We start from the raw sequence: 21,322 nt of genomic DNA, 5'->3' as shown, positions 1-21,322 counted from the left end.
AATTTTGCCCACCTTTATGAACGATCAGATCAACATTACGCTCCCGGACGGATCCGTCCGGCAATACCCGAAAGGCACTACGGGCATGGATATCGCCAAGTCGATTTCGGAAGGGCTCGCGCGCAAGGTGCTGGCCGCCGAAGTGAACGGCGAGGTATGGGACCTCAGCCGCCCGATCGACGGTGACGCATCCTTCAAGCTGCTCACCTTCGACGACGCAGGTGGCAAGAATACCTTCTGGCACTCTTCTGCCCACCTCATGGCCGAGGCAATCGAGGCGCAGTTCCCGGGCGTCAAGTTCTGGGTAGGCCCCCCGGTCGACAACGGCTTTTATTACGACATCGACCTCGGCGACCGCAAGATGACGGAGGAAGACCTGGCGGCAATCGAAAAGAAAATGGGCGAGCTGGCGAAGCAGTCCAATCCCTACGTGCGCAAGCCGATCGCGAAGGCCGAAGCCATTCAATATTTTACCGACAAGGGCGACGAATACAAGCTCGACCTGCTGGAAAACCTGCCCGACGGTGAGATCACCTTTTATACCCAGGGCGGCTTTACCGACCTGTGCCGTGGTCCTCATATTCCGAATACCGGTTTTATCAAAGCGATCAAGCTTACGAATATCGCCGGGGCCTATTGGAAAGGTTCCGAGAAAAATAAGATGCTGACGCGCGTCTACGGCGTCACCTTCCCCAAGAAGGAGCAGCTCGACGAATACCTGGCCCTGCTGGAGGAAGCCAAAAAGCGCGACCACCGCAAGCTGGGCAAAGAGCTTTCGATCTACACCATGGACGATGACGTCGGTCCGGGCCTCATCATGTGGCTGCCCAACGGCACCGTGATCATCGAGGAACTCGAAAAGCTGGCCAAGGAAACCGAGGAGGATGGCGGCTACAAGCGCGTTGTCACCCCGCACATCGCCAAGGAAAACATGTACCTCACCTCGGGGCACCTGCCGTACTATGCCGACAGTATGTACCCGCCGATGGAGATGGAAGGGGAGAAGTACTACCTGCGGTCGATGAACTGCCCGCACCACCACAAGATCTTCGATGCGCTGCCCAAAAGCTACCGCGACCTTCCGTACCGAATAGCCGAATACGGCACTGTATACCGCTACGAGCAGAGCGGCGAGCTCTTCGGGTTGATGCGCGTGCGCTGCCTCCACATGAACGACGCCCACATCTATTGCACCAAGGAGCAGTTTGCCGACGAGTTCCGCGCCGTGAACGAGATCTACCTGAAATACTTCAAGATCTTCGGCGTGGACAAGTACCAGATGCGCCTGTCGCTCCACTCGCCCGAAAAGCTCGGCATCAAGTATGTGAACGAGCCCGAGCTGTGGAAGGAAACGGAAACCATGGTGCGCGAGGTGCTGATCGAGTCCGGCATTCCCTTCGTGGAAGTCCAGGATGAGGCCGCCTTCTACGGACCCAAGATCGACGTGCAGATCTGGAGCGTGATCGGCCGTGAGTTTACACTTGCCACCAACCAGCTCGACTTCTCGCAGGGGCGTTCCTTCAAGCTCCATTATACCACTGAGGAGAATACGGTAGAAACGCCGCTGATCATCCACCGCGCCCCCCTGGGCACCCACGAGCGCTTTATCGGCTTCCTGCTCGAACACTACGCCGGCAAGCTGCCGACCTGGCTGGCACCGGTGCAGGTGAAGATCCTGCCCATTTCCGACAAGTTCCTCGATTATGCCAAAGAAGTGCGCGCGCAACTGAAAAAAGCGGATATTCGTGTAGAGATCGACGACCGCAACGAGAAGATCGGCAAGAAGATCCGCGATACCGAGCTGCTGAAGGTTCCGTATATGCTGGTTGTGGGCGAAAAGGAAATGAACGAAGGCAAGGTATCGATCCGCCGCCAGGGCAAGGGTGACCTCGGGTCGCAGGCCATTGCGGAATTCCTCGGGGCGATTGTTCCCGAAATCAAGGAGCGCCGCGGCGAATAAGTAGTATAACCAGGTTCGACAGCGTAAAACAAAATAAAAACAAACATCCCCGACGGCACCGGCTGTCGACGGCAAAAGGCGGGGGAAGCATTATGGCATTACCAAGTAAGAGCGGCGGCGGATTCCGCCCGGGTGGCGGCTTCAGAGGCCGTTTCATTCCGCGCAAGGAAGCAGAACACAGAATCAACCACCACATCCGCGTACCGCAGGTGCGCCTCGTGGGCGACAACGTGACCATCGGTGTTTACACCACCCAGGAAGCCCTCAAGATGGCGCAGGACCAGGCGCTCGACCTGGTGGAGATCTCCCCGCAGGCCGATCCCCCGGTGTGCCGCATCATCGACTACAATAAGTTCCTCTACGACAAGAAGAAGAAGGAAAAGGAAATGAAGGCCAAGGCGAAAACCACGGAGATGAAAGAGATCCGGTTTACGCCCAACACCGACGACCACGACTTCGACTTCAAAAGCAAGCACGCCGAAAGCTTCCTCAAGGAAGGCAACAAGGTGAAAGCTTACGTTCAGTTCAAGGGCCGCGCTATCCAGTTTAAGGATCGCGGGGAGCTCCTCCTGCTCAAGTTTGCCGAGCGCCTTGCCGAAGTAGGCCAGCTCGAAAGCATGCCGAAGCTGGAAGGCAAGCGCATGCTGGCGATCATTTCGCCCAAGACAAGCAAAAAGCCGAAAGGGGAGGGCAAAGGACCTAAGGAGCCGCGTGAGCCGCGCGAGCCTCGCCCGCCGAAGCCGGAAGGTGGCCAGGCGGAAGGCAGTCAGCCCGAAGCACCCGCAGAACAGCAATAATCCAGGGATAACAGATCCATGATAGAAAGGGAAGTCAACTGGCTTCCCTTTTTCTATTCGTACTGACTTCATTCTTCTAAATTGCTAGTTCGCCGGTTGTCCTAATTTTATCGCGATATGGAACTCGAAGTATTGAGAAATGCCTGTCTTGTGCTTAAAGGCGCACAGGAAGAAATCAAGTGGGAGCACGACCTTGCCTATACAATCGGCGGCAAAATGTTTTGCGTAACGTCCATCGAAGGCCCGCACAGCTTTTCCTGCAAGGTACCCGACGAGCGCTTCGAGGAACTGACCCAGGTGCCGGGGATTGAGCCGGCGCCTTACCTGGCCCGCGCCAAATGGGTGCTGGTGACGCCGGAATGCAACTGGAAAACCTCGCAAAAGCTCGACCTCGCGCGGGAAAGCTACCGCCTCGTGGGCGCTAAGCTGACCAAAAAGCAAAAGACGGAGCTCGGTCTTCTATGACACCCCGGCCGGCGGTCTTCCGGGTGGCGCTGGTGGTTTACCTGCTGGCACTCCTTTGGGTCTTTCTCTGGAAAGACCTGTCGCTGCTCGAGCTGCAGCGGCCCCGGCTTTCCTGGGAGGCGCTCGGCGCTGGCGGTGGCAAGGTGAACCTCCTGCCGGGAAGCACCCTGCTGTATTACCTCTCCTTTCGTGAAAATTACCTCACCGGCGCCTGGAATATCGGCGGCAACCTGGTGGGCTTTATGCCCCTGGGTATTTTGCTGCCGCTTTGCTGGGCGCGCTACCGGCGGCTATCCGCAGTGGTGGGGGCGGCGCTGCTCCTCAGCGGTGCCATAGAAGCCTTCCAGTTGTTCAGCACCGCCGGCGACTGCGATGTGGACGACCTGCTGCTGAATACCGCGGGGGCGGCGATGGGCTTCCTGCTGCTGCGATATGTGCTGCAAAGAACCGCTTCGGGAAATAGGGCGTAAGGCTGAGCACACCGGAGCTTTTTCAACTCCTTAGCACATTACCCTTCAGCACATGAGCACATTACCCCATTTTCCCTTACCTTTGCGCTCCAAATTGCTTAAAGAGGCTCCATAAGTGCCCCGCCCGTGCGGAGCCGCCTCAAGGGCAGAATCTCAAATCGCATTGTAAAATGCCTAAAGTAAAGACGAACTCCAGTGCCAAGAAGCGTTTCAAGGTAACGGGCACCGGAAAGATCACGCACCAGAAGTCCTTCAAGCGTCACATCCTGACCAAAAAATCCACCAAGCGGAAGCGCCACCTGCGGAAAGACGGTGTTGTTGCCAAATCCCACATGGATTTCGTAATGCGCCTCCTGCGCCTGAAGTAATGCTCAGCGCAGCAGTAAGAAACTCATTCAAAAACATTCAAACTGATTTCCCATGCCTCGTTCCGTAAATGCCGTTGCCTCCCGCGCACGCCGTAAAAGAATCCTCAAGCAAGCCAAAGGCTTCTATGGTAAGCGTAAAAACGTTTACACCGTAGCCAAGAACGTTGTTGAAAAAGGTATGACCTACGCCTACGTAGGCCGTAAACTCAAGAAGCGCGAATACCGTCGCCTCTGGATCGCCCGTATCAACGCCGCCGTTCGCGAAGAAGGCCTGACCTACTCGCAATTCATCAACCTGCTGTCGACCAAGGGCATCACCCTCGACCGTAAGGTGCTGGCCGACCTCGCCATGAACAACCCCGAGAGCTTCAAGGCGATCGTGGCCCAGGTGAAGTAAGCCGATACTGCCTTTTTTAAAAAGCCGCCCTCCCCGGGCGGCTTTTTATTTTCCACAGAGGCGGCACCCCAATCCAGTGCAGCCGGGGTTGGTACGAAAGTGGATAGGATACTGTTAAAACAATTTATGAAAACGACACTGACCATCCTGTTGACCGGTGCCGCAGTAGCCGGCCTCATCTATTATTTCCGCGATAAGGAGCCCGTAGCTTCCGCCCTGAAGCGTTCCGGCGATGCGCTCGCCAACGCTTCCGACAGGGCTAAGGAGCAGTGGCAGAAAGTAACCAAGCAAGGCAGCCAGGCCGCGTCTGAGCTCGCCTGAGGCCACGCAGAAAGTACCGCCAAAGCCGCCCCATTACTTCCGGTCGCAACGCGACGGGAGCGGGGCGGCTTTGTTTTTGTGTAAACCCTACCTTTACGAAAATTTTTCTGTTACAAGACAACCCCCTCTACCCGGTAAATGACGAACTCATACCTCGGTCTCGTTGAACAGACATTCAATTTTCCCCAGGAAGGACTCGAAGTAAAAGACGGCTATCTCCACTTCAACGGGCTCGACATCAAGGCCCTGATCGCGAAGTACGGGACCCCGCTCAAAGTGTCTTACCTCCCCAAGATCGGCTCGCAGATCAACAAGGCGAAAGACATGTTTGAGAAAGCGATGAAGAAACACAAGTACGAGGGCAAGTATAATTACTGCTATTGTACCAAGAGTTCGCACTTCTCCTTCGTGGTGGAAGAGGCGCTGAAGCACGGCATCCACCTCGAAACCTCCTACGCCTACGATATCGAGATCATCAAGAAGCTGGCGGAGAAGAAGAAGATCACCAAGGACATGTACATCATCTGCAACGGGTACAAGCAAAAGGCTTATACCCGGCGCATTGTGCAGCTGCTCAACAGCGGCTTCCGCAATACAATACCGGTGCTTGACAACAAAGAGGAGCTCAACGCCTACAAAGCCGTAAAGGGGCAATTCACCATCGGCATCCGCGTGGCTGCCGAAGAAGAGCCTACCTTCCCGTTCTATACCTCGCGTCTCGGCATCCGCGCCAAGGATATCCTGGAATTCTACGTGGACAATATCGAGGGCTACGAAGACAAGTTCCAGCTCAAGATGCTCCACATCTTCCTCAACAAAGGCATTAAGGACGATATCTACTACTGGTCGGAGCTCAACAAGATCATCAACCTGTATTGCCAGTTGAAAAAGATCTGCCCCGAGCTGGATTCGATCAATATCGGCGGCGGCTTCCCCATCAAGCACTCGCTTGGATTCGAATACGATTACCAGTTCATGATCACCGAGATTGTGGGCAACATCAAGGCCGCCTGCAAACGCAACAAGGTGCCCATGCCCAATATCTTTACCGAGTTCGGCTCGTTCACGGTAGGCGAGAGCATGGCCCACATCTACAGCGTCATCGGCGAGAAAGCCCAGAACGACCGTGAGACCTGGTACATGATCGATTCGTCGTTCATCACCACACTTCCCGATACCTGGGGCATCGGTGAAAAGTTCCTGATGCTGCCGATCAACAAGTGGGACAACGAGCCACAGCGCGTGGTGCTGGGCGGTATCACCTGCGACAGCCACGACTACTACGATTCGGAAGAACACATCAACGAAGTGTTCCTCCCCAAGACGAACGGAGAGGAGCCGCTTTACGTGGGATTCTTCCACACCGGCGCCTACCAGGACCAGATCTCGGGCTACGGGGGCATCAAGCACTGTCTTATCCCTTCGCCCAAACACGTCATCATCGAGCGCGATAAAAACGGCAAGCTCGTTGACTGGCTCTATGCAAAGGAACAAAGCGCGCAGAGCATGCTGAAGATCCTGGGTTACATCAAGTAAAACATTCAATAATCAATTTCAAATACTCAAGCCTCAATGTCTTTGAGCAGCTAACCTGAACATTGAACATTGAATATTGAATATTGAATATCAGATACAAAAATGCCACTCTATCCGGAGTGGCATTTTAATTCTTACTTCCTTGTTCCTTATTCCCTGTTCTATTGTTCTTACTGCTTCCGTCCGAGTATCTCGTTGGCTGCATCGCGCCGGCGCTGCTCGCCTTCGCGTGCCTGCTCCCGCTGCTGTTGGGTAGGTGCCGGTTGGGCGGGACGATAGCTGCCACCGCGGCGCGAACCGCGCGGGCGGCCATAGGAGCCCCCGCTACCATAATAAGGATCATAGGAGCCGTAGGGCGAGCCGTACACGCGGCCGTAATTGCTATAAGGAGAAGCTACCGGGAAGTAACGTCCGGAATACGGGTCGCGTTCCATCAGGATAGAGCTGCCCGGGCGGTAAGGGTCGTCGACCCAAATGCGCGTTGGTGCGCTGCTTACAGACGGCGCCGGGTCGTAGTAGTCGCCGGAGCCCTGTTGCAAGGGCGCACAGCCCACCACACCCACCGCCAGCAAGGCTGCGGCAACCGTTGATCGAAAAAAGGTGTTTTTCATAGCGGCAAACTTTACATTGAAGACGCAATTATTGCTCCGCTTATTATTAAGATTTTCCTTTATGCGTAAACTACTGCTGATCTTAACACTTTGTACCGGAACGGCACAGGCCCAGACCGCTTCTGACAACGTAAAACTGACCATCACCCGCCTTTTTGACGGCATGCGCAAGGGCGACTCCGCCGCCGTGCGCGCCGCCTTTGCGCCCGGTGCGCTCCTGCAATCCGTGCTGACCACCAAAGCCGGCGCCACCCGCATCACCAGCGAGCCCGTTGACTCTTTCGTTGCCGCAGTGGGCCGGCCGCACAAAGAAGTGTGGGACGAGCGGATCACTTTTGACGGAATCAGGATCGACGGCCCGATGGCCTCGGCATGGACACCCTACCAGTTTTACGTGGATGACAAATTCTCACACTGTGGCGTGGATGTCTACAACCTGGCCCGCGTCAATGGTGAGTGGAAGATCATCTACCTGGCAGATACGCGCCGCCGCAGTGACTGCAAATGATGTCTGATGTCCGATATCCGATCTGCCTGCGTTAAGCATTACCCAAGTAATTGCCACGCGATTCCAGTCCACTTTTGAAAGATGGATGTCGCTCGATGCATTCCTGTATTCAAATCCAACATCAGACATCTTGCGTTCTATTTCCTCCGCAGCCGGTATTTCTTGTTCACTTTCGGGCTGTTGAAATACGCATCGAGCTCGGCGGCGCCCATATTATTCGTCACCTCTATCGGCACATCGATCAGCTGCAGCTGGCTTTGCTTCAGCTCTTCGCGCAGCTTGTTGATTTTCGGCGCAATGCCCGGGTCCTTATCGCCAAGAAGGCTGTTGTCCTGCAGCACGTACTCCAGTCGCTTGATGGAGGCACGTACCAGCGTTGCCTGGCTCTGCTCCGTTGTGCGGGCGGGCGCCGTAGCCTCCTTTATCGGCGTCAGCACGAGGCCCACACCAGGCATGATGGCTCCGGTACGTTTTGTTTCCTCGTCTTTTGAGGTGGAAAGCACCGTGCCTGTAAGCGCGGTGGAAGCTGCGGTCAGGTCGAAGCCGGTACGGGCATGCTTTGTCTTGCGGATGCTTTTATCGAGCACCAGGAATGTAAACTTTAGCCGCAGGATATAGAATTTCAGATCGGATACGAGCTGCGTGTACTGCTCGCGGGCCAGCGGGTAATTGAGTGAATGCCGCACCACGATGCGCACCTGCGCGGTGTCGCGCTGCTGGGTGCGGGTAGCGCCGATAAAGTAGGCTTGTACGACACGCACCTGCGCCGAATCGTTGTCGCCCACAAATGAATAGGGTGGCGCCCAGCGGAAAAAATCCCCGCAGCGCGTCACCGGCGAAAACTCCCCGAGCGGCTGGCTCGTTTGGGTGAGCACCGACTCGATCGGAAAGGAGCCCGTTTCACAGAAAACCGGGAAGCGCAGGGTGTCGCCTTCGTTGACATAAACATTTCCATAAACACCGGGACGCAGTCGTGACGGTACGATCTCGGTATTATAAAAAAGGATCGTGAAGGATGTATCGACACGGTCGGAGGGGCGGCTGAGGCTTTGCAGGCCGAGCTGTACTTTGTAGTTCTGATCGTAGCGCAGGCGCCCGGAAAGAAAATAGGAGCGGTCGGCGCGAAACGAAAGCTGGCCGGTGCTGCGGTTGATCCGCACGCCAACCGGCGCATTGCGGAGAAACCAATAGTAGCCTGCTGAGTCGCGGTTGCTTTCGAAACGATAGTCGAGCACCGAATCAACATGCACCGTGAAATTAGGAGCGAGGTTGACGATCCGGAGCGCTGTATCGGCTGCAGGCGCCGGCGCAGTGCTGTCTTGCTGCCCCAGGGCCGGGCGGGCACTCCATAAAAAAAGGAAAACGAGTATAGGTAAACGGAATGGCATGGCGGCACGAAATTACGGATACGCAGGCCACCAGATGTGTATCGCTTGCGCAAAGCAGGCATTGCGCCAGTATCTTCGACGGCATCATGAAACCGTTAAGAAGTTTTCCGCCGCAGAAATTATGGATTGCCGTCCTGGCAATGGCAACGCTGACTGTAAACGCTCAGCAACCCAAGAGCGGCGAACGACCTTTTGTGCTGGGTGTGACAAGAACTATCCGCTCCACAGTGCTTTCCGAAAACCGCACACTCAATATCTATCTCCCGGAAGGCTATAACGCAAGTGACACGATCACCTACCCGGTGGTTTACCTGCTCGACGGCTCTGCTGATGAAGACTTTATCCATGTTGCCGGATTGTATCAATACTATAGTTTTCCCTGGATCCAACGGGTACCGAAGTCCATTGTAGTCGGCATCGCGACGGTAGACCGCCGCCGCGATTTCACGTACCCGACGAGCATCGAAAAAGACCGGGAACGCTATCCAACTTCGGGGCAATCGGCCCGCTTTATTGCTTTTATAGAAAAAGAGCTGCAGCCCTACATTGCAAGTCAGTACCGCATTTCCGCTTCGCGGACGCTGATCGGGCAATCGCTCGGCGGACTCCTGGCTACGGAAATTCTTTTTTCAAAACCGGGTCTTTTCGATCGCTATATCATCGTTAGTCCGAGCCTGTGGTGGGACAACGGCTCGCTGCTACAACGACAGCCCGCCTTGCTGCAGCCTGGCTTCCGCCAACCGCTCTCGGTCTATATCGGGGTAGGAAAGGAGGGACTTACGCCGGGCGATCAGCCCCGCGTGATGGAAGTAGACGTCAACCTGCTTGCGGAAAAAATCGCGAAAACAAAAAGCCCCGCCGTGCAGGTATTTTTCGATTACCTGCCAGCAGAAGACCATGCAACGATCTTGCACCCGGCACTGATCAATGCACTACGATTACTTAACTCACCACAGGAACGGCACCCCTGAGCAAGAAAAAGCCCGGTGTAGACACACCGGGCTTTAAACCAAAACCAACTGCTTATGAGAAAAATATAACGTAGCGCGAACGCTTACTGAATTTCGATTTGTTTTACGGAAGGTTTGACTTCAGCCTTCTTCGGAAGGTTTAAGGTCAGAACACCATTAACATATTGTGCTGAAACGGCGCTTCCATCAATGCTTTCATCCAAAGTAAAAGAACGTTTGAAAGAGGCAAATTTGTATTCGCTGCGAAGGAACTTTTCTGTTTTCACTTCTCCTTCACTTTTCTTGTCCACCGAAACCGTCAGCGTACTCTGATCGAGGTTGATGGAAAAATCTTCTTTCGCAAAACCAGGTGCAACAACATCCAGGAGGTAAGCGTTTTCCGTTTCCCGCACATTCACCGGGATGGTGCTGCGTGTTGCGGTGGCGTTGTTACTCAATATAGACGCATGGGGGGCGAAAAAGTTGTCGAACAGAGTGTTAAAAGCGCTGTTGGAAACAGGACGATAATGATTGCGTACAAGTGTCATAGCTATTCGTTTTTTTTGATTTTCAGAGATTGATTGTGTCCGCTGTAAGTCAAACTGTATTCCACCCGCTTTTTTCCGGACAACATGTCATTGTTGCAACATTAAATATGACAGAATGTCCCGCCGGCGCAGGTTCTGCTGCATTCTTGTCTGTTCCCTACCTTTGCAAAAATTACCGAACAATGTATCCTGTAGAGATAGTACAACCGATGAAGGAAGAGCTCACTGAAAATGGTTTCGCCGAGCTCCTCAACCGCGACGACGTAGAGAACCAGATAAAAAAAGAAGGCACCACGCTCGTCATGATCAACTCTGTATGCGGCTGCTCCGCCGGCACCGCCCGCCCGGGTGTGCTGATGGCCGTACACAATGCCAGCAAGAAGCCCGACTTCCTGACGACTTCTTTCGCCGGCTTCGATACCGAGGCAGTACAGGCCGTGCGCCAGCACCTGCTTCCGTACCCCCCGTCTTCGCCGGCGATCGCGCTGTTCAAGAACGGTGAGCTCGTACACTATATCGAGCGCCACCAGATCGAAGGCCGCTCCGCGCAGATGATCGCGAGCAACCTCATCTCCGCCTTCGAGCAGTACTGCAATTAATAACGCGGAAAGACGCACCCATAGCATTCCAAAAAGGCATCGCATCGCGGTGCCTTTTGCTTTGAAGCAGGGCGAAGGATGTGCCCCTTTACCAATTAACCAATAGCGCAATTAACCAATCAACTATTTTCGCAGCCTATGTATCCCAACCTCTACTACGCCTTCCGCGATCTGTTCGGCATCGAGCTGCGGGGGCTGATGGTCGTGAACTCATTCGGCTTTTTCGTCGCCATCTCCTTTCTTATCGGGGCTGCCCTGCTGAGCCGCGAGTTGCGTCGTAAGGGCGCCGATGGCCTGCTGCAGCCGACAGAGCAAACGATGCTGGTAGGGGAGCCGGCAAAACCGCTGGAGCTGATCACCAACTTTATTCTCGGGTTCCTGATCGGCTTTAAGCTGGGCGGGCTCTTCACCATCGGCAATGCGCTGGACAACCCGCAGGCCTACATCTTTTCGGGCGCCGGCAACCTGTTGATCGGTTTACTGCTCGGCGCCGGGATGGCCTATATGAAGTGGCACGAAAAAAACAAGCAGAAGTTGCCGACGCCGGAACGCCGTACGGTCCGAATCTGGCCCCACGACCGGGTAGGGGAGTTCACGGTGCTGGCGCTCGTGTTTGGCCTGCTGGGTGCAAAGCTCTTCGACATTTTTGAAAACTGGGGCGACTTCCTGAAAAACCCGGCTGCGTATTTTACCCCGGCGGGACTCACATTTTATGGCGGTCTGATCTGTGCCGGCGCGGCCATCATCTGGTATGCAAAGAAGCACCGGATCCCGGTGCGGCACCTTGCCGATGCCATCGCACCCGCACTCATGATCGCCTACGCGGTAGGACGGATCGGCTGCCAGGTGTCGGGCGACGGCGACTGGGGCATTTACAACTCGGCTTATACCATCGATGCCAACAACAAGGTTGTGGCAGCGCAACCCGGCGACTACGAGCGTGCCCTCGGAACCTATGCGCCCTATATGCGCTCGCGCTGGCGCGAGTACGATGGTGTGCCCCAGCATGCTTCCTTCCGCGGGCCCGGCTTCCTGCCCGACTGGTTCTTCGCGTACAACTACCCGCACAACGTTAATGAAGATGGCGTGCCGCTTGCCGGCTGCACCGACAAGCAGTATTGCAACGGGCTGCCGATACCGGTGTTCCCGACGCCGCTGTACGAGCTCCTGGCGGGCACCGGCCTCTTTTTCCTCCTGTGGAGCCTGCGCAAGCGGGTGCGACCCGCGGGTGGCCTTTTTTGCCTTTACCTGATTGTAAACGGGATCGAACGCTTCCTGGTGGAGACGATCCGCGTCAACAACCGGATCGATTTCCTGGGTATGCGTCCTTCACAGGCCGAGCTCATCGCCGTGGGACTGGTGCTCACGGGCGCCATTGGCTGGATTTTGCTGGCGCGTAAAAAGGATGCCAGCCCCGTAAAAATGTGAATAACCGCCGACCGGCGTGTATAAATTCCCGGATCCGGGCTTAACACAAGCTTAGAAAGGCTTTCCGGAGCGTAGTACAGTTTTTGCTGCGCATAATATAAGGAAAAAGGTTATGCAAATTCATTTTTCCGGCTTACTTTTGCAGACAGTGCCAAAAAAGTTTTAACCCGGCTTTTACGCAGCTCTTTGCAACAGGCACAGCTCTTCATCGTTCAATATCTAAACGCAAGGAATAATACACTATGAGGCAACTTAAGATTGCTACCCAGATTACCAACAGGGATTCGCAAGCCGTTGAAAAATACCTCCAGGAGATCTCCAAGATCCCGATGATCACGCCGGAAGAGGAAACCACCCTCGCCCAGCGGATCAAAATGGGCGACCAGCGGGCGCTCGACAAGCTGGTGCAGGCCAACCTGCGCTTCGTGGTGTCGGTGGCCAAACAGTACCAGCACCAGGGCCTGTCGCTTTCCGACCTCATCAACGAGGGCAACCTCGGCCTCATTAAGGCGGCCCAGCGCTTCGACGAAACGAAGGGCTTTAAATTCATCTCCTATGCCGTTTGGTGGATCCGCCAGTCGATCCTCCAGGCCCTGGCCGAGCAAGGTCGCCTGGTGCGCCTGCCCCAGAACAAGATCGGCACCTACAACAAGGCCAACAAGGCTTACATGGCGTTCGAGCAGGAGCATGAGCGGGAGCCGAGCACCGAAGAGCTTGCAGACATTCTCGAGATGAGCGAGACCGAGATCAACAACATCTTCCAAAGCAATACCCGCCACACTTCCCTTGATGCCCCGGTGCACGAGGCGGAAGACGTGGCCATGGGCGACCTGCTGGAAGGCTCCGACGATACCGACGACGATGTGATGAAAGACTCGCTCCGCGCGGAGATCCGCCGGGTGCTCAAGTCGCTGTCGCCCCGTGAAGCCGAGATCGTAAATGCCTACTTCGGCCTCGACGGCGAGAACGGCGTTACCATCGAGCAGATCGGGCAGAAATACGACCTTACCAAGGAGCGTATCCGCCAGATCAAGGAGCGCGCCATCAAGCGCCTCCAGAAGGCCCGCTACAGCAATGCGCTGAAGGCGTATCTCGGATAAGACATCAATCGTGAATCGAGAATTCTCGATGTGCAAAACAAAGAACGTCCCGCCAAAAGCGGGACGTTCTTTGTATCTGGCGCAAGCGGCCGCTCACAGTTCACGGTTCACGAGCTGCGTCCGCATTCCGATTGACGATTCACGATTCACGAAATCCGATTGACGTAACTTTACTGCAATGAAACACCTCTTCTTCCTGCTGCTCGGCGCCACCCTTCTCGCCGGCTGCGAAAAGAATGTCGACTTTCCCCTGCAGGACGCAGCGCCGAAACTGGTGGTGGAAGCCACCATCGAAAACGGCCAGCCACCGCTGGTTTTCCTCACGCGCTCGCTTCATTATTTTTCCACCTTCAGCCCCGAGCTATTGGCCAATTCTTTTGTGCATGGCGCCACCGTGGAGATCTCCAATGGTACCGGCACCTACCGCCTGCGGGAGTATACCGTGCGGGCGGATACCACAAACTATTTCGTTTCCTTTTACACCGTCGACTCCTCCAGCCTGGGTAATATCTTGCTGGGGCAACTGCAAACGGACTACTCCCTACGCATTATCGCCGACGGTGAGGAATACACGGCACAGACGCGCATTCCCGCGATCACCAAGCGGATCGACTCGCTCTGGTGGCGGCCGCACCCGCGCGACAGCTCCGATGGCAAAGTACAGATCATGGGAAAGGTGACCGATCCGCCGGGCTATGGCGATTACGGCCGCTACTGGACCCGCCGCAACAGCGAACCCTACTGGCCGGGCCGCAACTCGGTGTTCGACGACCTGGTGGTAGACGGCACTACTTATACGCTCCCCATCGATCCCGGCATTGACCGCAACAGCTCCGACGGCTTCGAGGAGCGTGCCTTCCGGATCGGCGACACGATGACCGTAAAGCTGGCCAATATCGATCGCGCCACCTACGACTTCTGGCGCACCATGGAATACACCTACCAATCGGTGGGCAACCCCTTCTCGTCGCCTACCCGCGTGCTCAGTAATATCTCCAACGGCGCCCTCGGCTACTTCGGCGGCTATGCCGCGCAATACCGCACGATTATCATCCGGTAAGAAAGGCCCAGGAGGTTCAAGGCTTTTCCACCCCTGTTTATTTCTTTTACGTCAGCAGGCTGTCAGCCCATTAAATTTGCCCCCCGAACGATCATCTCATGGACAAGAACACCGTCGAAAAAGTACAGCTGCTCATTATCGGATCCGGCCCGGCCGGCTATACCGCCGCTATTTATGCGTCCCGGGCGGGACTGAAGCCGGTGCTATACCAGGGCATCCAGCCCGGTGGCCAGCTGACCATCACCACCGAGGTAGAAAACTTTCCCGGCTTCCCCGAAGGCGTGCAAGGCCCTGAGCTGATGATTCATTTCGAAAAGCAGGCGCAGCGCATGGGCGCCGACCTGCGTTACGGTCTTGCCACCGCGGTGGACCTTTCAACGCGTCCGTTCAAAGTGACGATCGACGAGGAAAAGCAGATGGAGGCCGATGCCATCGTCATCGCCACCGGCGCCTCGGCCAAGTGGCTCGGGCTCGAAAGCGAGATGCGCCTCAATGGCTACGGCGTGAGTGCCTGCGCCGTTTGCGACGGCTTCTTCTTCCGCGGCAAAGAAGTGGCGATCGTCGGGGCCGGCGACACGGCAGCCGAGGAAGCGCTGTATCTTTCCAAGCTTTGCTCGACCGTGCACATGATCGTGCGCCGCGACGAAATGCGTGCTTCCAAAATCATGCAGGAGCGCGTGAAGGCCACACCCAATATCAAGATCTACTGGAATTCCGTGACCGATGAGATCCTCGGTGAAAAGACCGTTGATTCGGTGCGCCTGCTCAATACCTCTACCAACGAAAAAACCGAGATCCCGGTCCGGGGGTTCTTCGTGGCCATCGGTCACGAGCCCAACTCGGGCATTTTCGCGGGACAGCTGGATATGGACGAGGCGGGATACATCAAAACAATCCCCGGCTCCGCCAAAACGAATGTGGAAGGCGTCTTCGCCGCCGGCGACGTGCAGGACAAGATCTACCGCCAGGCCGTAACGGCTGCCGGCTCGGGCTGCATGGCCGCCCTTGATGCCGAGCGCTACCTCTCCGAGAAAGGACTCCACTGAGAACTGCTGATGTTGGATGTCTGATTTAGGGTTTGATCATCGTAGCCAAAGGTTGGGGTCTTCTTAAAAAATCAGACATCCGAGATCGGAGATCGAACATTCCCTCTTATTGGGTAAATTGCTGTAATGAGATCCCATTTCCGTATCAGCCTCGAAGGGCTGCTTTTTCATGCACCCCATGGGGTTTATGAAGGCGAGGCGCTGACCGGCAACGGTTTTGAAGTGGATGTGTTCCTGGATATGGATGCGGGCGTACCGGTTTCCGGCCTTGAAGACACGGTCAACTACGTGCAGGCTTACGAACTGATCAGAAGCATTATGGATGGCCGCCAGGCCCTGCTGGAAACGCTTTGCCAGCAGATCGCCACGGCGCTGGAAGGTTCTTTTTCCGGCCTGCAGCGCCTCGAAATTCGCATCCGCAAACGAACACCGGCCATTCCTTCTTTCTCGGGCTCGGTAGGGGTCGCACTCGTTAAATCCTATGATGCATGAAGCGCCTGTTCACCTTTTTAATCTATTACCTGCTGCTGGCAGCCGGCGCCCGCGCGCAGGGCAACGACCGCGAGCTGGTGGCGCTCGCCGAGCGCCAGGAAGCACAGCTCAACGAGGCTGGCGCATTTGAGACCCTGAAGGTCGCCCTACGGACAAATCCCGGCAACTACCAGGCGCTCTGGAAGGCCAGCGAGCTGTGCAGCCGCATCGGCAAGCGCCAGGGTGCGAAATTGCACCAGCAGGAATTTTACCGCCTCGGCAGGTCCTATGCCCAGCGGGCGGTGCAGGTGAACCCGGGCGGCGCCGACGGCTACTATGCCCTCGCCGTGGCCACCGGCCGCATGGCCATGAGTCAGTCCGGCCGCGATAAGGTCAACTCGGTAAAAGAGATCCGTACCCTCATAGAAAAAGCGCTTGCGCTCAATCCGAACCACGCACGCGCCTGGCACGTACTCGGTAAATGGAACTACGAAGTAGACAATCTGGGCCTTTTTGAAAAGGCAGCCCTGAAGATCGTCTACGGCGGGCTGCCCTCGGCTTCGGTCAGCGAAAGCATCCGTTGCTACGAACGCGCCCGCGCCCTGGAGCCGGACTTTGTCCTCAATTACCTGGAGCTTGCAAAAGCCTATCACAAGAACGACCAGGACAACCTCGCCCTCGACTGCCTGCGGCGCCTGGCCGCCCTCCCCAACCGCACCGGCGACGACGCCCATATTAAATCGGAAGGGGCAAGGCTGTTAAAGGAGTGGAGTGAATAGTGTGCTGATGGGTTAGTGTGCTGGTGTGCTAAAACGCGCTTGTTACCAACGAGAAAAACCGCTTCAAAGTAGCGGGTTTTTTAATGTAGTTTATTAAGCACTATTTCATTACCACATTACCACATTACCACATTACCGCATTACCGCATTAGTACATTGCTCAGAGGTGTATCTTCTCCCACTTCCCGCTCCGGATATAGGTATAGGATAGGGTGAGGATAATCGTCCAGTAAAGAAATTCGGAGCCCCAGGCCCAGACGAGCGACAGTTTCCAATGCTCGAGCACGAGGAATACATAGGTTACGTAGCCAATGATGGCAGCGAGCTCGATCAGGAAGGTGACGCGGCTGTTGCCAGTGCCGGTGACGGCCTGCAGCCACACCGTAGCCATCGACATCAGCATCAGCGCGGAAGCCACAACGCGGACCACCGGTGCGCCCGCGTCCACAAAAGCGGCACCGCGGCCATAGATTGACAGGTAGGCATGGGGGAAGAAAAACAGGAACAGGAAAGCCACCAGCGCGATCCCCGTGCTCACCCGCATGATCATGCCGATGCAACGGACCACGTCTTCGCGTTTTCCCTGGCCGATGATATTACTCACCATCGCATTTGACGTAGCGGCAAAGGCCCATACCGTAACGCCGAAGGCGCCGAAGATGGTCCGCATGGTGTTGGATACGGCGAGGCCGGTCTGGGTGCTGTTGCGCTCGATAAGGATGTAAAAGAACAGCCAGGAAATGATCGAGATAGCATGCTGGAAAACGAGCGGCCCCGAGAGCTGCAGGATGTTGCGGATGTTTTCCGGGTCCCAGGCCACTTTGCGGAACAGTGAAAATTTGCGGTCCAGGCCGCGCATCCGGATGACCAGGAAAATGGCGAACATCCCCATGAACTCGGCAATGATTGACGCGTAAGCGGCACCGTTAAATCCAAGCCGGGGCATCCCAAGGCGCCCGAAGATGAGGCCGTAGTCGAACAGCACATTGGCACCGGCCTCGATGAGGGTGCCCGCGATCAGCAGCTTGCTGTTATTGGTGCCCACCAGCAGCGCATTGCGCATCTGGTATACATACAGGAAAGGGAGGCCCCAGATGCGGATATGGAGGTAGGAGAGGGCCGCTTCTGCATCTTCGGGCTTGTGCACCGACGCGCGCAGCACCAGCGGTGCCACCGTGTAGGTGAGCACCACGGCCAGCAAGGCGATGCCCATGGCCACCAGGATACCCTGGTGAAAGATCTTGCCAATCTCGCCCGGGCGGTTTTCGCCCGCGCGCCGCGCGATGAGCGCCTGCAGGCCGTTGTTGAGACCATAACCGATCGATGAAAAGATCAGGTAGTAGACACCCGTAATGGAGGCCACGGCGAGGGCCGCTTCGCTCAGGTGCCCCAGGAAAACATTGTTGATAATGAAGTTGAGGTTCGGTACCAGCATCGCCAGCGAGATCGGCCCGGCGATCCTGAGGATCTGGCGGTAGGAAACGGTAACCTGTAGGGAAGACATCGGCACGAAGATACATCCCGTGTTTCCCCCAAACGGACAGGGAGCGAGGGCCTATATTTGCCGTAATGAACGTCTTGTTTGACATACAGGGCAGTGGCAGCGCCCAGGGCGCGTTGCTGCTGTGCGAATGGGGGGCCGGATATTGCAGCGTGGCCCTGCTCGACGCCGAAAGCCGGCTGCCGCACCGCATCCGGTTCTGGTCGCTCACCGACCCGCTGCCCGCCTCCGAACAGGAAGCAGTGCTTGAAATGGTGCGCAGCCTTTCCACCCACGCCGCGCGCGTGGTGTTCTGCTCTGCCTTTCCCGAAGCCGTGGCCGTACCGGCGCGCCTGCCCGGCGAAGGCCTCCTCGCGGCGCTGCACCCGACGGGCGGCACCGAGCACGAAGACCGCGTGGGTGAATGGCAGCTCAACCTGCGCTATACCTTTCCCGCCCCGCTCGACGCGGAGCTCCGCCGCCAGTTTCCCGAAGCCGAATATTACCATGTGTTCAGCCCGGCCCTCCGTGCCCCCCTGGGGGTAGGCGCCGGGCAGGTGCTGCAGGTGCACTTCGCGCCCGGGCAGTTCCGCGTGCTGGCCCGCAACAACGGTCGCCTGCAGCTGCTGCAGCAATACCGCTACGAAGCGCCGCTCGATGTGGTGTATTACCTGCTCCGCATCACATCCGAATGCGGGCTCCCGGGGGCCGATACTACCCTGGTGCTCAGCGGGCTCATCGACGAAGAGTCGGCCCTCTACCGCGAGCTGCACCAGTTCTTCGGCAGCATCCGATTCGCTGTTCCCGAGGGTGTGACCACCGAGGAAGGACGCCCCGCCCATTTCTTCACCTCCCTTTACAACCTGGCCCAATGCGTATCATAAGCGGCAGCCTCGGCGGACGCCGCATCCAGCCGCCGGCAAATATGCCCCATACCCGGCCCACGACCGACATCGCCAAGGAGGGGCTCTTCAACATCCTCCAGAACAATCTCGATTTCGAGGATCTGAAGACCCTTGACCTGTTTGGCGGCACCGGCGCGATCTCGTATGAGCTGGCTTCCCGTGGCGTGCCCGACGGCACCATTGTAGAGAAAGACCCGAAGATGTTCGAGTTCATCAAAAAGAATATCGAGGCGTTGAAGATCGAGGGCTTCAAAGTGGTGCGCTCGGACGTGTTCCGCTACATCGACGAATGCAGCCAGCAATACGATTTTATCTTCGCCGGCCCGCCTTATGCGCTCAACACCATCGACGAGCTGCCACGGAAGATCTTCGAGAAAGGTCTGCTGAAGCCAGGTGGTTGGTTTGTGCTGGAACATACGCCCCGCAACGATTACAAGAAGTTTCCGCACTACAAATGGGAGCGCAACTACGGCACCACCATCTTCACCCTTTTCGAAAACGAAGCTCCCGAATGACCAAGAAAGAAATCCGCAAGCGATACATTAAAAAACGCGACGAGCTGGATCCCTCCTGGCAGCTGAAGGCCGACGACCTGATCCTGATCCAGTTTCAGACCGTTGACTTTCCCTTCCTGGAGCGGGTCATGAGCTTTTACTCGATCCCGGAAAAGAAGGAGGTGAACTCCTTCATCCTGACCGATTACCTGCACTTCCGCAACCCCGCCCTCACGATCGCCTACCCGCGGATGAATGCTGCCGACAACACGATGGAAGCCATCGGCGTGGCCGCCGATACGGCATTTACCGATAACGAGTACGGCATCACCGAGCCCGTGGACGGGCACCTCATCGACCCGGGTGACCTCGACATGGTGATCGTGCCGCTGCTCGCCATCGACAAGCAGGGCCACCGCGTGGGCTATGGCAAAGGCTATTACGACCGCTTCCTGGCGCGCTGCTCCGACGACTGCATCAAGGTAGGCCTTTCTTATTTCGAGCCGGAAAAGGTCATTGAAGACACCCATCAATATGACTTACCTTTAGATCTCTGTATCACCCCCGAACAGGTCTATGTTTTCTAATGTCTTCCTGAAATCCTTCCGCATCCTGCTGTTCCCGCTGGCGCTCCTATACGGAGCCGTTGTGCTGCTGCGCAACTGGCTGTACAACCGCGGCTGGATGCACGCCACCACCTTCAACCTTCCGCTGATCTGCGTCGGCAACCTGTCGGTTGGCGGCACCGGTAAGAGCCCGATGGTGGAATACCTGCTGACGCGCCTCCGCGGCAACTTCCGCGTGGCCACGCTGAGCCGCGGCTACAAGCGCAAGACCAAGGGCTATGCGCTGGCCAATGAAAAGACGACGGCGCTCGAGATCGGCGATGAGCCAATGCTCTTTCACATCAAGTTTCCCGACGTGCCCGTAGCCGTGGGAGAGGAGCGGATCGTAGCCATCCCCCAGCTGCTGCACGACCGGCCCGACACGCAGGCCATTATCCTCGATGATGCCTTCCAGCACCGGCCCATCAAGGCGGGGCTCAACATCCTGCTCACCGATCACGGCAACCTGTACACGCGCGACTTCTTCCTGCCCACGGGCGACCTGCGCGATGCCCGCTCCTCCGCCGGCCGGGCCGAGGTGATCGTGGTGACGAAGTGCCCGCCCAACCTCAGCGGCTCCGAGAAGGAAGCGCTTACCCGCGAGCTGCGGCCGCGGCCGGGGCAGCAACTCTTCTTTACGACCATTGCCTACGGTGCGCCCTACCATATTACTTCCCGTGCTTTCGGGCAGCTTACCGATGACACGGAAGTGCTCCTGGTGACCGGCATCGCCAACCCGCGCCCGCTCAAAGCCTGGCTCGAAGAACGCATCCACAGCTACTCGATGATGCACTTTGGCGACCACCACATCTTCAGCATCGATGATTGGGCCGACATCCGGAAACGATTTGCAGAGCTTCCCGGCGAACGCAAGCTCATCCTGACAACGGAGAAAGACGCCATGCGCCTGCTCAAATTCGAGAGCGAGCTGGAAGCACTTCCCTTCTTTGTCATCCCCATCGAACACCAGTTCTTATTTGGGGAGGGAACACAATTTGATAGTATCGTTCATAATTTTATTCAAGAGTTTAAATAA

Annotated in this window: 25 protein-coding genes; 21 read left to right on the top strand and 4 right to left on the bottom strand. The window is 56.5% G+C overall.

Translation table 11 applies throughout. From position 1 onward, the window contains the following. Positions 1-16 precede the first annotated feature (16 nt). The 8 genes from thrS (at position 17) to EPD60_RS01120 (ending at position 6,314) form a co-directional block, all read left to right on the top strand. Entirely contained in the window at positions 17-1,960 is a 1,944-nt protein-coding gene (gene thrS, locus EPD60_RS01155) for a threonine--tRNA ligase (RefSeq protein ID WP_131446000.1), read from the top strand. 92 nt (positions 1,961-2,052) lie between these two features. Beyond that, positions 2,053-2,757: a translation initiation factor IF-3 gene (gene infC, locus EPD60_RS01150; protein WP_131445998.1), complete on the top strand. Its 705-nt coding sequence runs from the start codon at positions 2,053-2,055 to the stop codon at positions 2,755-2,757. A 117-nt stretch (positions 2,758-2,874) separates the two neighbouring features. Then, entirely contained in the window at positions 2,875-3,222 is a 348-nt protein-coding gene (locus tag EPD60_RS01145; protein WP_131445996.1) for an MmcQ/YjbR family DNA-binding protein, read from the top strand. Further along, positions 3,219-3,692, top strand: coding sequence for a VanZ family protein (locus tag EPD60_RS01140; protein ID WP_131445994.1), 474 nt, complete (start codon positions 3,219-3,221; stop codon positions 3,690-3,692). Before EPD60_RS01145 ends, EPD60_RS01140 begins: the two co-directional genes overlap by 4 nt. A gap of 170 nt (positions 3,693-3,862) precedes the next feature. Beyond that, complete coding sequence (gene rpmI, locus EPD60_RS01135) at positions 3,863-4,060, top strand: 50S ribosomal protein L35 (protein ID WP_131445992.1); 198 nt, start codon at positions 3,863-3,865, stop codon at positions 4,058-4,060. A gap of 52 nt (positions 4,061-4,112) precedes the next feature. Continuing rightward, the gene (gene rplT, locus EPD60_RS01130; protein ID WP_131445988.1) at positions 4,113-4,457 is read left to right on the top strand and encodes a 50S ribosomal protein L20; all 345 of its coding nucleotides are present in this window, start codon (positions 4,113-4,115) and stop codon (positions 4,455-4,457) included. Positions 4,458-4,583: 126 nt separating this feature from the next. Then, positions 4,584-4,778, top strand: a complete 195-nt coding sequence (locus tag EPD60_RS01125; protein WP_131445986.1) for a hypothetical protein — start codon at positions 4,584-4,586, stop codon at positions 4,776-4,778. A gap of 138 nt (positions 4,779-4,916) precedes the next feature. Continuing rightward, positions 4,917-6,314 (top strand): type III PLP-dependent enzyme domain-containing protein, encoded by a 1,398-nt coding sequence (locus EPD60_RS01120; RefSeq protein WP_131445984.1) that lies wholly within the window; start codon positions 4,917-4,919, stop codon positions 6,312-6,314. A 170-nt stretch (positions 6,315-6,484) separates the two neighbouring features. Here EPD60_RS01120 and EPD60_RS01115 read toward each other — a convergent pair whose 3' ends face one another. After that, on the bottom strand, positions 6,485-6,925 hold the full coding sequence (locus tag EPD60_RS01115) for a hypothetical protein (protein WP_131445982.1): 441 nt from the start codon (positions 6,923-6,925) through the stop codon (positions 6,485-6,487). 61 nt (positions 6,926-6,986) lie between these two features. Here EPD60_RS01115 and EPD60_RS01110 point away from each other — a divergent pair, with 61 nt between their 5' ends. Continuing rightward, entirely contained in the window at positions 6,987-7,433 is a 447-nt protein-coding gene (locus tag EPD60_RS01110) for a nuclear transport factor 2 family protein (RefSeq protein WP_131445980.1), read from the top strand. A gap of 137 nt (positions 7,434-7,570) precedes the next feature. On the opposite strand, the gene EPD60_RS01105 is transcribed toward EPD60_RS01110, so the two are convergent. Further along, positions 7,571-8,821 carry a hypothetical protein gene (locus EPD60_RS01105; protein WP_131445978.1) on the bottom strand — a complete coding sequence of 417 codons (1,251 nt, stop codon included), beginning with the start codon at positions 8,819-8,821 and terminating at the stop codon, positions 7,571-7,573. A 140-nt stretch (positions 8,822-8,961) separates the two neighbouring features. Here EPD60_RS01105 and EPD60_RS01100 point away from each other — a divergent pair, with 140 nt between their 5' ends. Then, on the top strand, positions 8,962-9,792 hold the full coding sequence (locus EPD60_RS01100; protein WP_131446655.1) for an alpha/beta hydrolase: 831 nt from the start codon (positions 8,962-8,964) through the stop codon (positions 9,790-9,792). Between the two features lie 83 nt (positions 9,793-9,875). Here EPD60_RS01100 and EPD60_RS01095 read toward each other — a convergent pair whose 3' ends face one another. Further along, positions 9,876-10,319, bottom strand: coding sequence for an Hsp20/alpha crystallin family protein (locus tag EPD60_RS01095; RefSeq protein WP_131445976.1), 444 nt, complete (start codon positions 10,317-10,319; stop codon positions 9,876-9,878). Positions 10,320-10,501: 182 nt separating this feature from the next. Between EPD60_RS01095 and EPD60_RS01090 the strand changes: the two genes are divergently transcribed. The 7 genes from EPD60_RS01090 to EPD60_RS01060 all read left to right on the top strand — a co-directional run bounded on the left by EPD60_RS01090 (position 10,502) and on the right by EPD60_RS01060 (position 16,802). Beyond that, a complete protein-coding gene (locus EPD60_RS01090) occupies positions 10,502-10,918 on the top strand; it encodes a BrxA/BrxB family bacilliredoxin (protein ID WP_131445974.1) in 417 nt (138 codons plus the stop codon). A 138-nt stretch (positions 10,919-11,056) separates the two neighbouring features. Further along, the gene (locus EPD60_RS01085) at positions 11,057-12,346 is read left to right on the top strand and encodes a prolipoprotein diacylglyceryl transferase (RefSeq protein ID WP_131445972.1); all 1,290 of its coding nucleotides are present in this window, start codon (positions 11,057-11,059) and stop codon (positions 12,344-12,346) included. A gap of 242 nt (positions 12,347-12,588) precedes the next feature. Beyond that, positions 12,589-13,446: a sigma-70 family RNA polymerase sigma factor gene (locus EPD60_RS01080; RefSeq protein WP_131445970.1), complete on the top strand. Its 858-nt coding sequence runs from the start codon at positions 12,589-12,591 to the stop codon at positions 13,444-13,446. 178 nt (positions 13,447-13,624) lie between these two features. Further along, positions 13,625-14,506: a DUF4249 domain-containing protein gene (locus EPD60_RS01075; protein WP_131445967.1), complete on the top strand. Its 882-nt coding sequence runs from the start codon at positions 13,625-13,627 to the stop codon at positions 14,504-14,506. Between the two features lie 98 nt (positions 14,507-14,604). After that, on the top strand, positions 14,605-15,552 hold the full coding sequence (gene trxB, locus EPD60_RS01070) for a thioredoxin-disulfide reductase (RefSeq protein WP_131445965.1): 948 nt from the start codon (positions 14,605-14,607) through the stop codon (positions 15,550-15,552). A gap of 126 nt (positions 15,553-15,678) precedes the next feature. After that, a complete protein-coding gene (gene folB, locus EPD60_RS01065) occupies positions 15,679-16,044 on the top strand; it encodes a dihydroneopterin aldolase (protein WP_131445963.1) in 366 nt (121 codons plus the stop codon). Then, complete coding sequence (locus EPD60_RS01060; RefSeq protein ID WP_131445961.1) at positions 16,041-16,802, top strand: tetratricopeptide repeat protein; 762 nt, start codon at positions 16,041-16,043, stop codon at positions 16,800-16,802. The genes folB and EPD60_RS01060 overlap by 4 nt, the downstream gene beginning before the upstream one ends. Before the next feature lie 160 nt (positions 16,803-16,962). Here the strand turns inward: EPD60_RS01060 and EPD60_RS01055 are convergent, their stop codons facing one another. Next, a complete protein-coding gene (locus EPD60_RS01055; RefSeq protein WP_131445959.1) occupies positions 16,963-18,306 on the bottom strand; it encodes an MATE family efflux transporter in 1,344 nt (447 codons plus the stop codon). Between the two features lie 65 nt (positions 18,307-18,371). On the opposite strand from EPD60_RS01055, the gene EPD60_RS01050 reads away from it, so the two are divergent. The 4 genes from EPD60_RS01050 to lpxK are packed head-to-tail and all read left to right on the top strand — an operon-like array spanning position 18,372 to position 21,322. Next, positions 18,372-19,166 carry a DUF3822 family protein gene (locus tag EPD60_RS01050; protein WP_131445957.1) on the top strand — a complete coding sequence of 265 codons (795 nt, stop codon included), beginning with the start codon at positions 18,372-18,374 and terminating at the stop codon, positions 19,164-19,166. Continuing rightward, a complete protein-coding gene (locus tag EPD60_RS01045; RefSeq protein ID WP_131445955.1) occupies positions 19,154-19,702 on the top strand; it encodes an RsmD family RNA methyltransferase in 549 nt (182 codons plus the stop codon). Before EPD60_RS01050 ends, EPD60_RS01045 begins: the two co-directional genes overlap by 13 nt. Next, positions 19,699-20,268: a 5-formyltetrahydrofolate cyclo-ligase gene (locus EPD60_RS01040; RefSeq protein ID WP_165871359.1), complete on the top strand. Its 570-nt coding sequence runs from the start codon at positions 19,699-19,701 to the stop codon at positions 20,266-20,268. Before EPD60_RS01045 ends, EPD60_RS01040 begins: the two co-directional genes overlap by 4 nt. Beyond that, positions 20,258-21,322, top strand: a complete 1,065-nt coding sequence (gene lpxK, locus EPD60_RS01035; protein WP_131445951.1) for a tetraacyldisaccharide 4'-kinase — start codon at positions 20,258-20,260, stop codon at positions 21,320-21,322. The genes EPD60_RS01040 and lpxK overlap by 11 nt, the downstream gene beginning before the upstream one ends.

This window comes from Flaviaestuariibacter flavus, assembly GCF_004337505.1.
Classification (GTDB): Bacteria; Bacteroidota; Bacteroidia; order Chitinophagales; family Chitinophagaceae; genus Flavisolibacter; species Flavisolibacter flavus.
This window is presented reverse-complemented; position numbering and strand designations above follow the sequence as displayed.

Bases quoted from the DNA above. Each gene is read 5' to 3' on its own strand.
- folB (WP_131445963.1), top strand. From the start codon at position 15,679: ATGAGATCCCATTTCCGTATCAGCCTCGAAGGGCTGCTTTTTCATGCA.
- EPD60_RS01060 (WP_131445961.1), top strand. From the start codon at position 16,041: ATGAAGCGCCTGTTCACCTTTTTAATCTATTACCTGCTGCTGGCAGCC.
- EPD60_RS01120 (WP_131445984.1), top strand. From the start codon at position 4,917: ATGACGAACTCATACCTCGGTCTCGTTGAACAGACATTCAATTTTCCC.
- lpxK (WP_131445951.1), top strand. From the start codon at position 20,258: ATGTTTTCTAATGTCTTCCTGAAATCCTTCCGCATCCTGCTGTTCCCG.
- thrS (WP_131446000.1), top strand. From the start codon at position 17: ATGAACGATCAGATCAACATTACGCTCCCGGACGGATCCGTCCGGCAA.
- EPD60_RS01085 (WP_131445972.1), top strand. From the start codon at position 11,057: ATGTATCCCAACCTCTACTACGCCTTCCGCGATCTGTTCGGCATCGAG.
- EPD60_RS01090 (WP_131445974.1), top strand. From the start codon at position 10,502: ATGTATCCTGTAGAGATAGTACAACCGATGAAGGAAGAGCTCACTGAA.
- EPD60_RS01105 (WP_131445978.1), bottom strand. From the start codon at position 8,821: ATGCCATTCCGTTTACCTATACTCGTTTTCCTTTTTTTATGGAGTGCC.
- infC (WP_131445998.1), top strand. From the start codon at position 2,053: ATGGCATTACCAAGTAAGAGCGGCGGCGGATTCCGCCCGGGTGGCGGC.
- EPD60_RS01040 (WP_165871359.1), top strand. From the start codon at position 19,699: ATGACCAAGAAAGAAATCCGCAAGCGATACATTAAAAAACGCGACGAG.
- rpmI (WP_131445992.1), top strand. From the start codon at position 3,863: ATGCCTAAAGTAAAGACGAACTCCAGTGCCAAGAAGCGTTTCAAGGTA.
- EPD60_RS01140 (WP_131445994.1), top strand. From the start codon at position 3,219: ATGACACCCCGGCCGGCGGTCTTCCGGGTGGCGCTGGTGGTTTACCTG.
- rplT (WP_131445988.1), top strand. From the start codon at position 4,113: ATGCCTCGTTCCGTAAATGCCGTTGCCTCCCGCGCACGCCGTAAAAGA.
- EPD60_RS01045 (WP_131445955.1), top strand. From the start codon at position 19,154: ATGCGTATCATAAGCGGCAGCCTCGGCGGACGCCGCATCCAGCCGCCG.
- EPD60_RS01055 (WP_131445959.1), bottom strand. From the start codon at position 18,306: ATGTCTTCCCTACAGGTTACCGTTTCCTACCGCCAGATCCTCAGGATC.
- EPD60_RS01115 (WP_131445982.1), bottom strand. From the start codon at position 6,925: ATGAAAAACACCTTTTTTCGATCAACGGTTGCCGCAGCCTTGCTGGCG.
- EPD60_RS01100 (WP_131446655.1), top strand. From the start codon at position 8,962: ATGGCAACGCTGACTGTAAACGCTCAGCAACCCAAGAGCGGCGAACGA.
- trxB (WP_131445965.1), top strand. From the start codon at position 14,605: ATGGACAAGAACACCGTCGAAAAAGTACAGCTGCTCATTATCGGATCC.
- EPD60_RS01095 (WP_131445976.1), bottom strand. From the start codon at position 10,319: ATGACACTTGTACGCAATCATTATCGTCCTGTTTCCAACAGCGCTTTT.
- EPD60_RS01080 (WP_131445970.1), top strand. From the start codon at position 12,589: ATGAGGCAACTTAAGATTGCTACCCAGATTACCAACAGGGATTCGCAA.
- EPD60_RS01145 (WP_131445996.1), top strand. From the start codon at position 2,875: ATGGAACTCGAAGTATTGAGAAATGCCTGTCTTGTGCTTAAAGGCGCA.
- EPD60_RS01110 (WP_131445980.1), top strand. From the start codon at position 6,987: ATGCGTAAACTACTGCTGATCTTAACACTTTGTACCGGAACGGCACAG.
- EPD60_RS01050 (WP_131445957.1), top strand. From the start codon at position 18,372: ATGAACGTCTTGTTTGACATACAGGGCAGTGGCAGCGCCCAGGGCGCG.
- EPD60_RS01075 (WP_131445967.1), top strand. From the start codon at position 13,625: ATGAAACACCTCTTCTTCCTGCTGCTCGGCGCCACCCTTCTCGCCGGC.
- EPD60_RS01125 (WP_131445986.1), top strand. From the start codon at position 4,584: ATGAAAACGACACTGACCATCCTGTTGACCGGTGCCGCAGTAGCCGGC.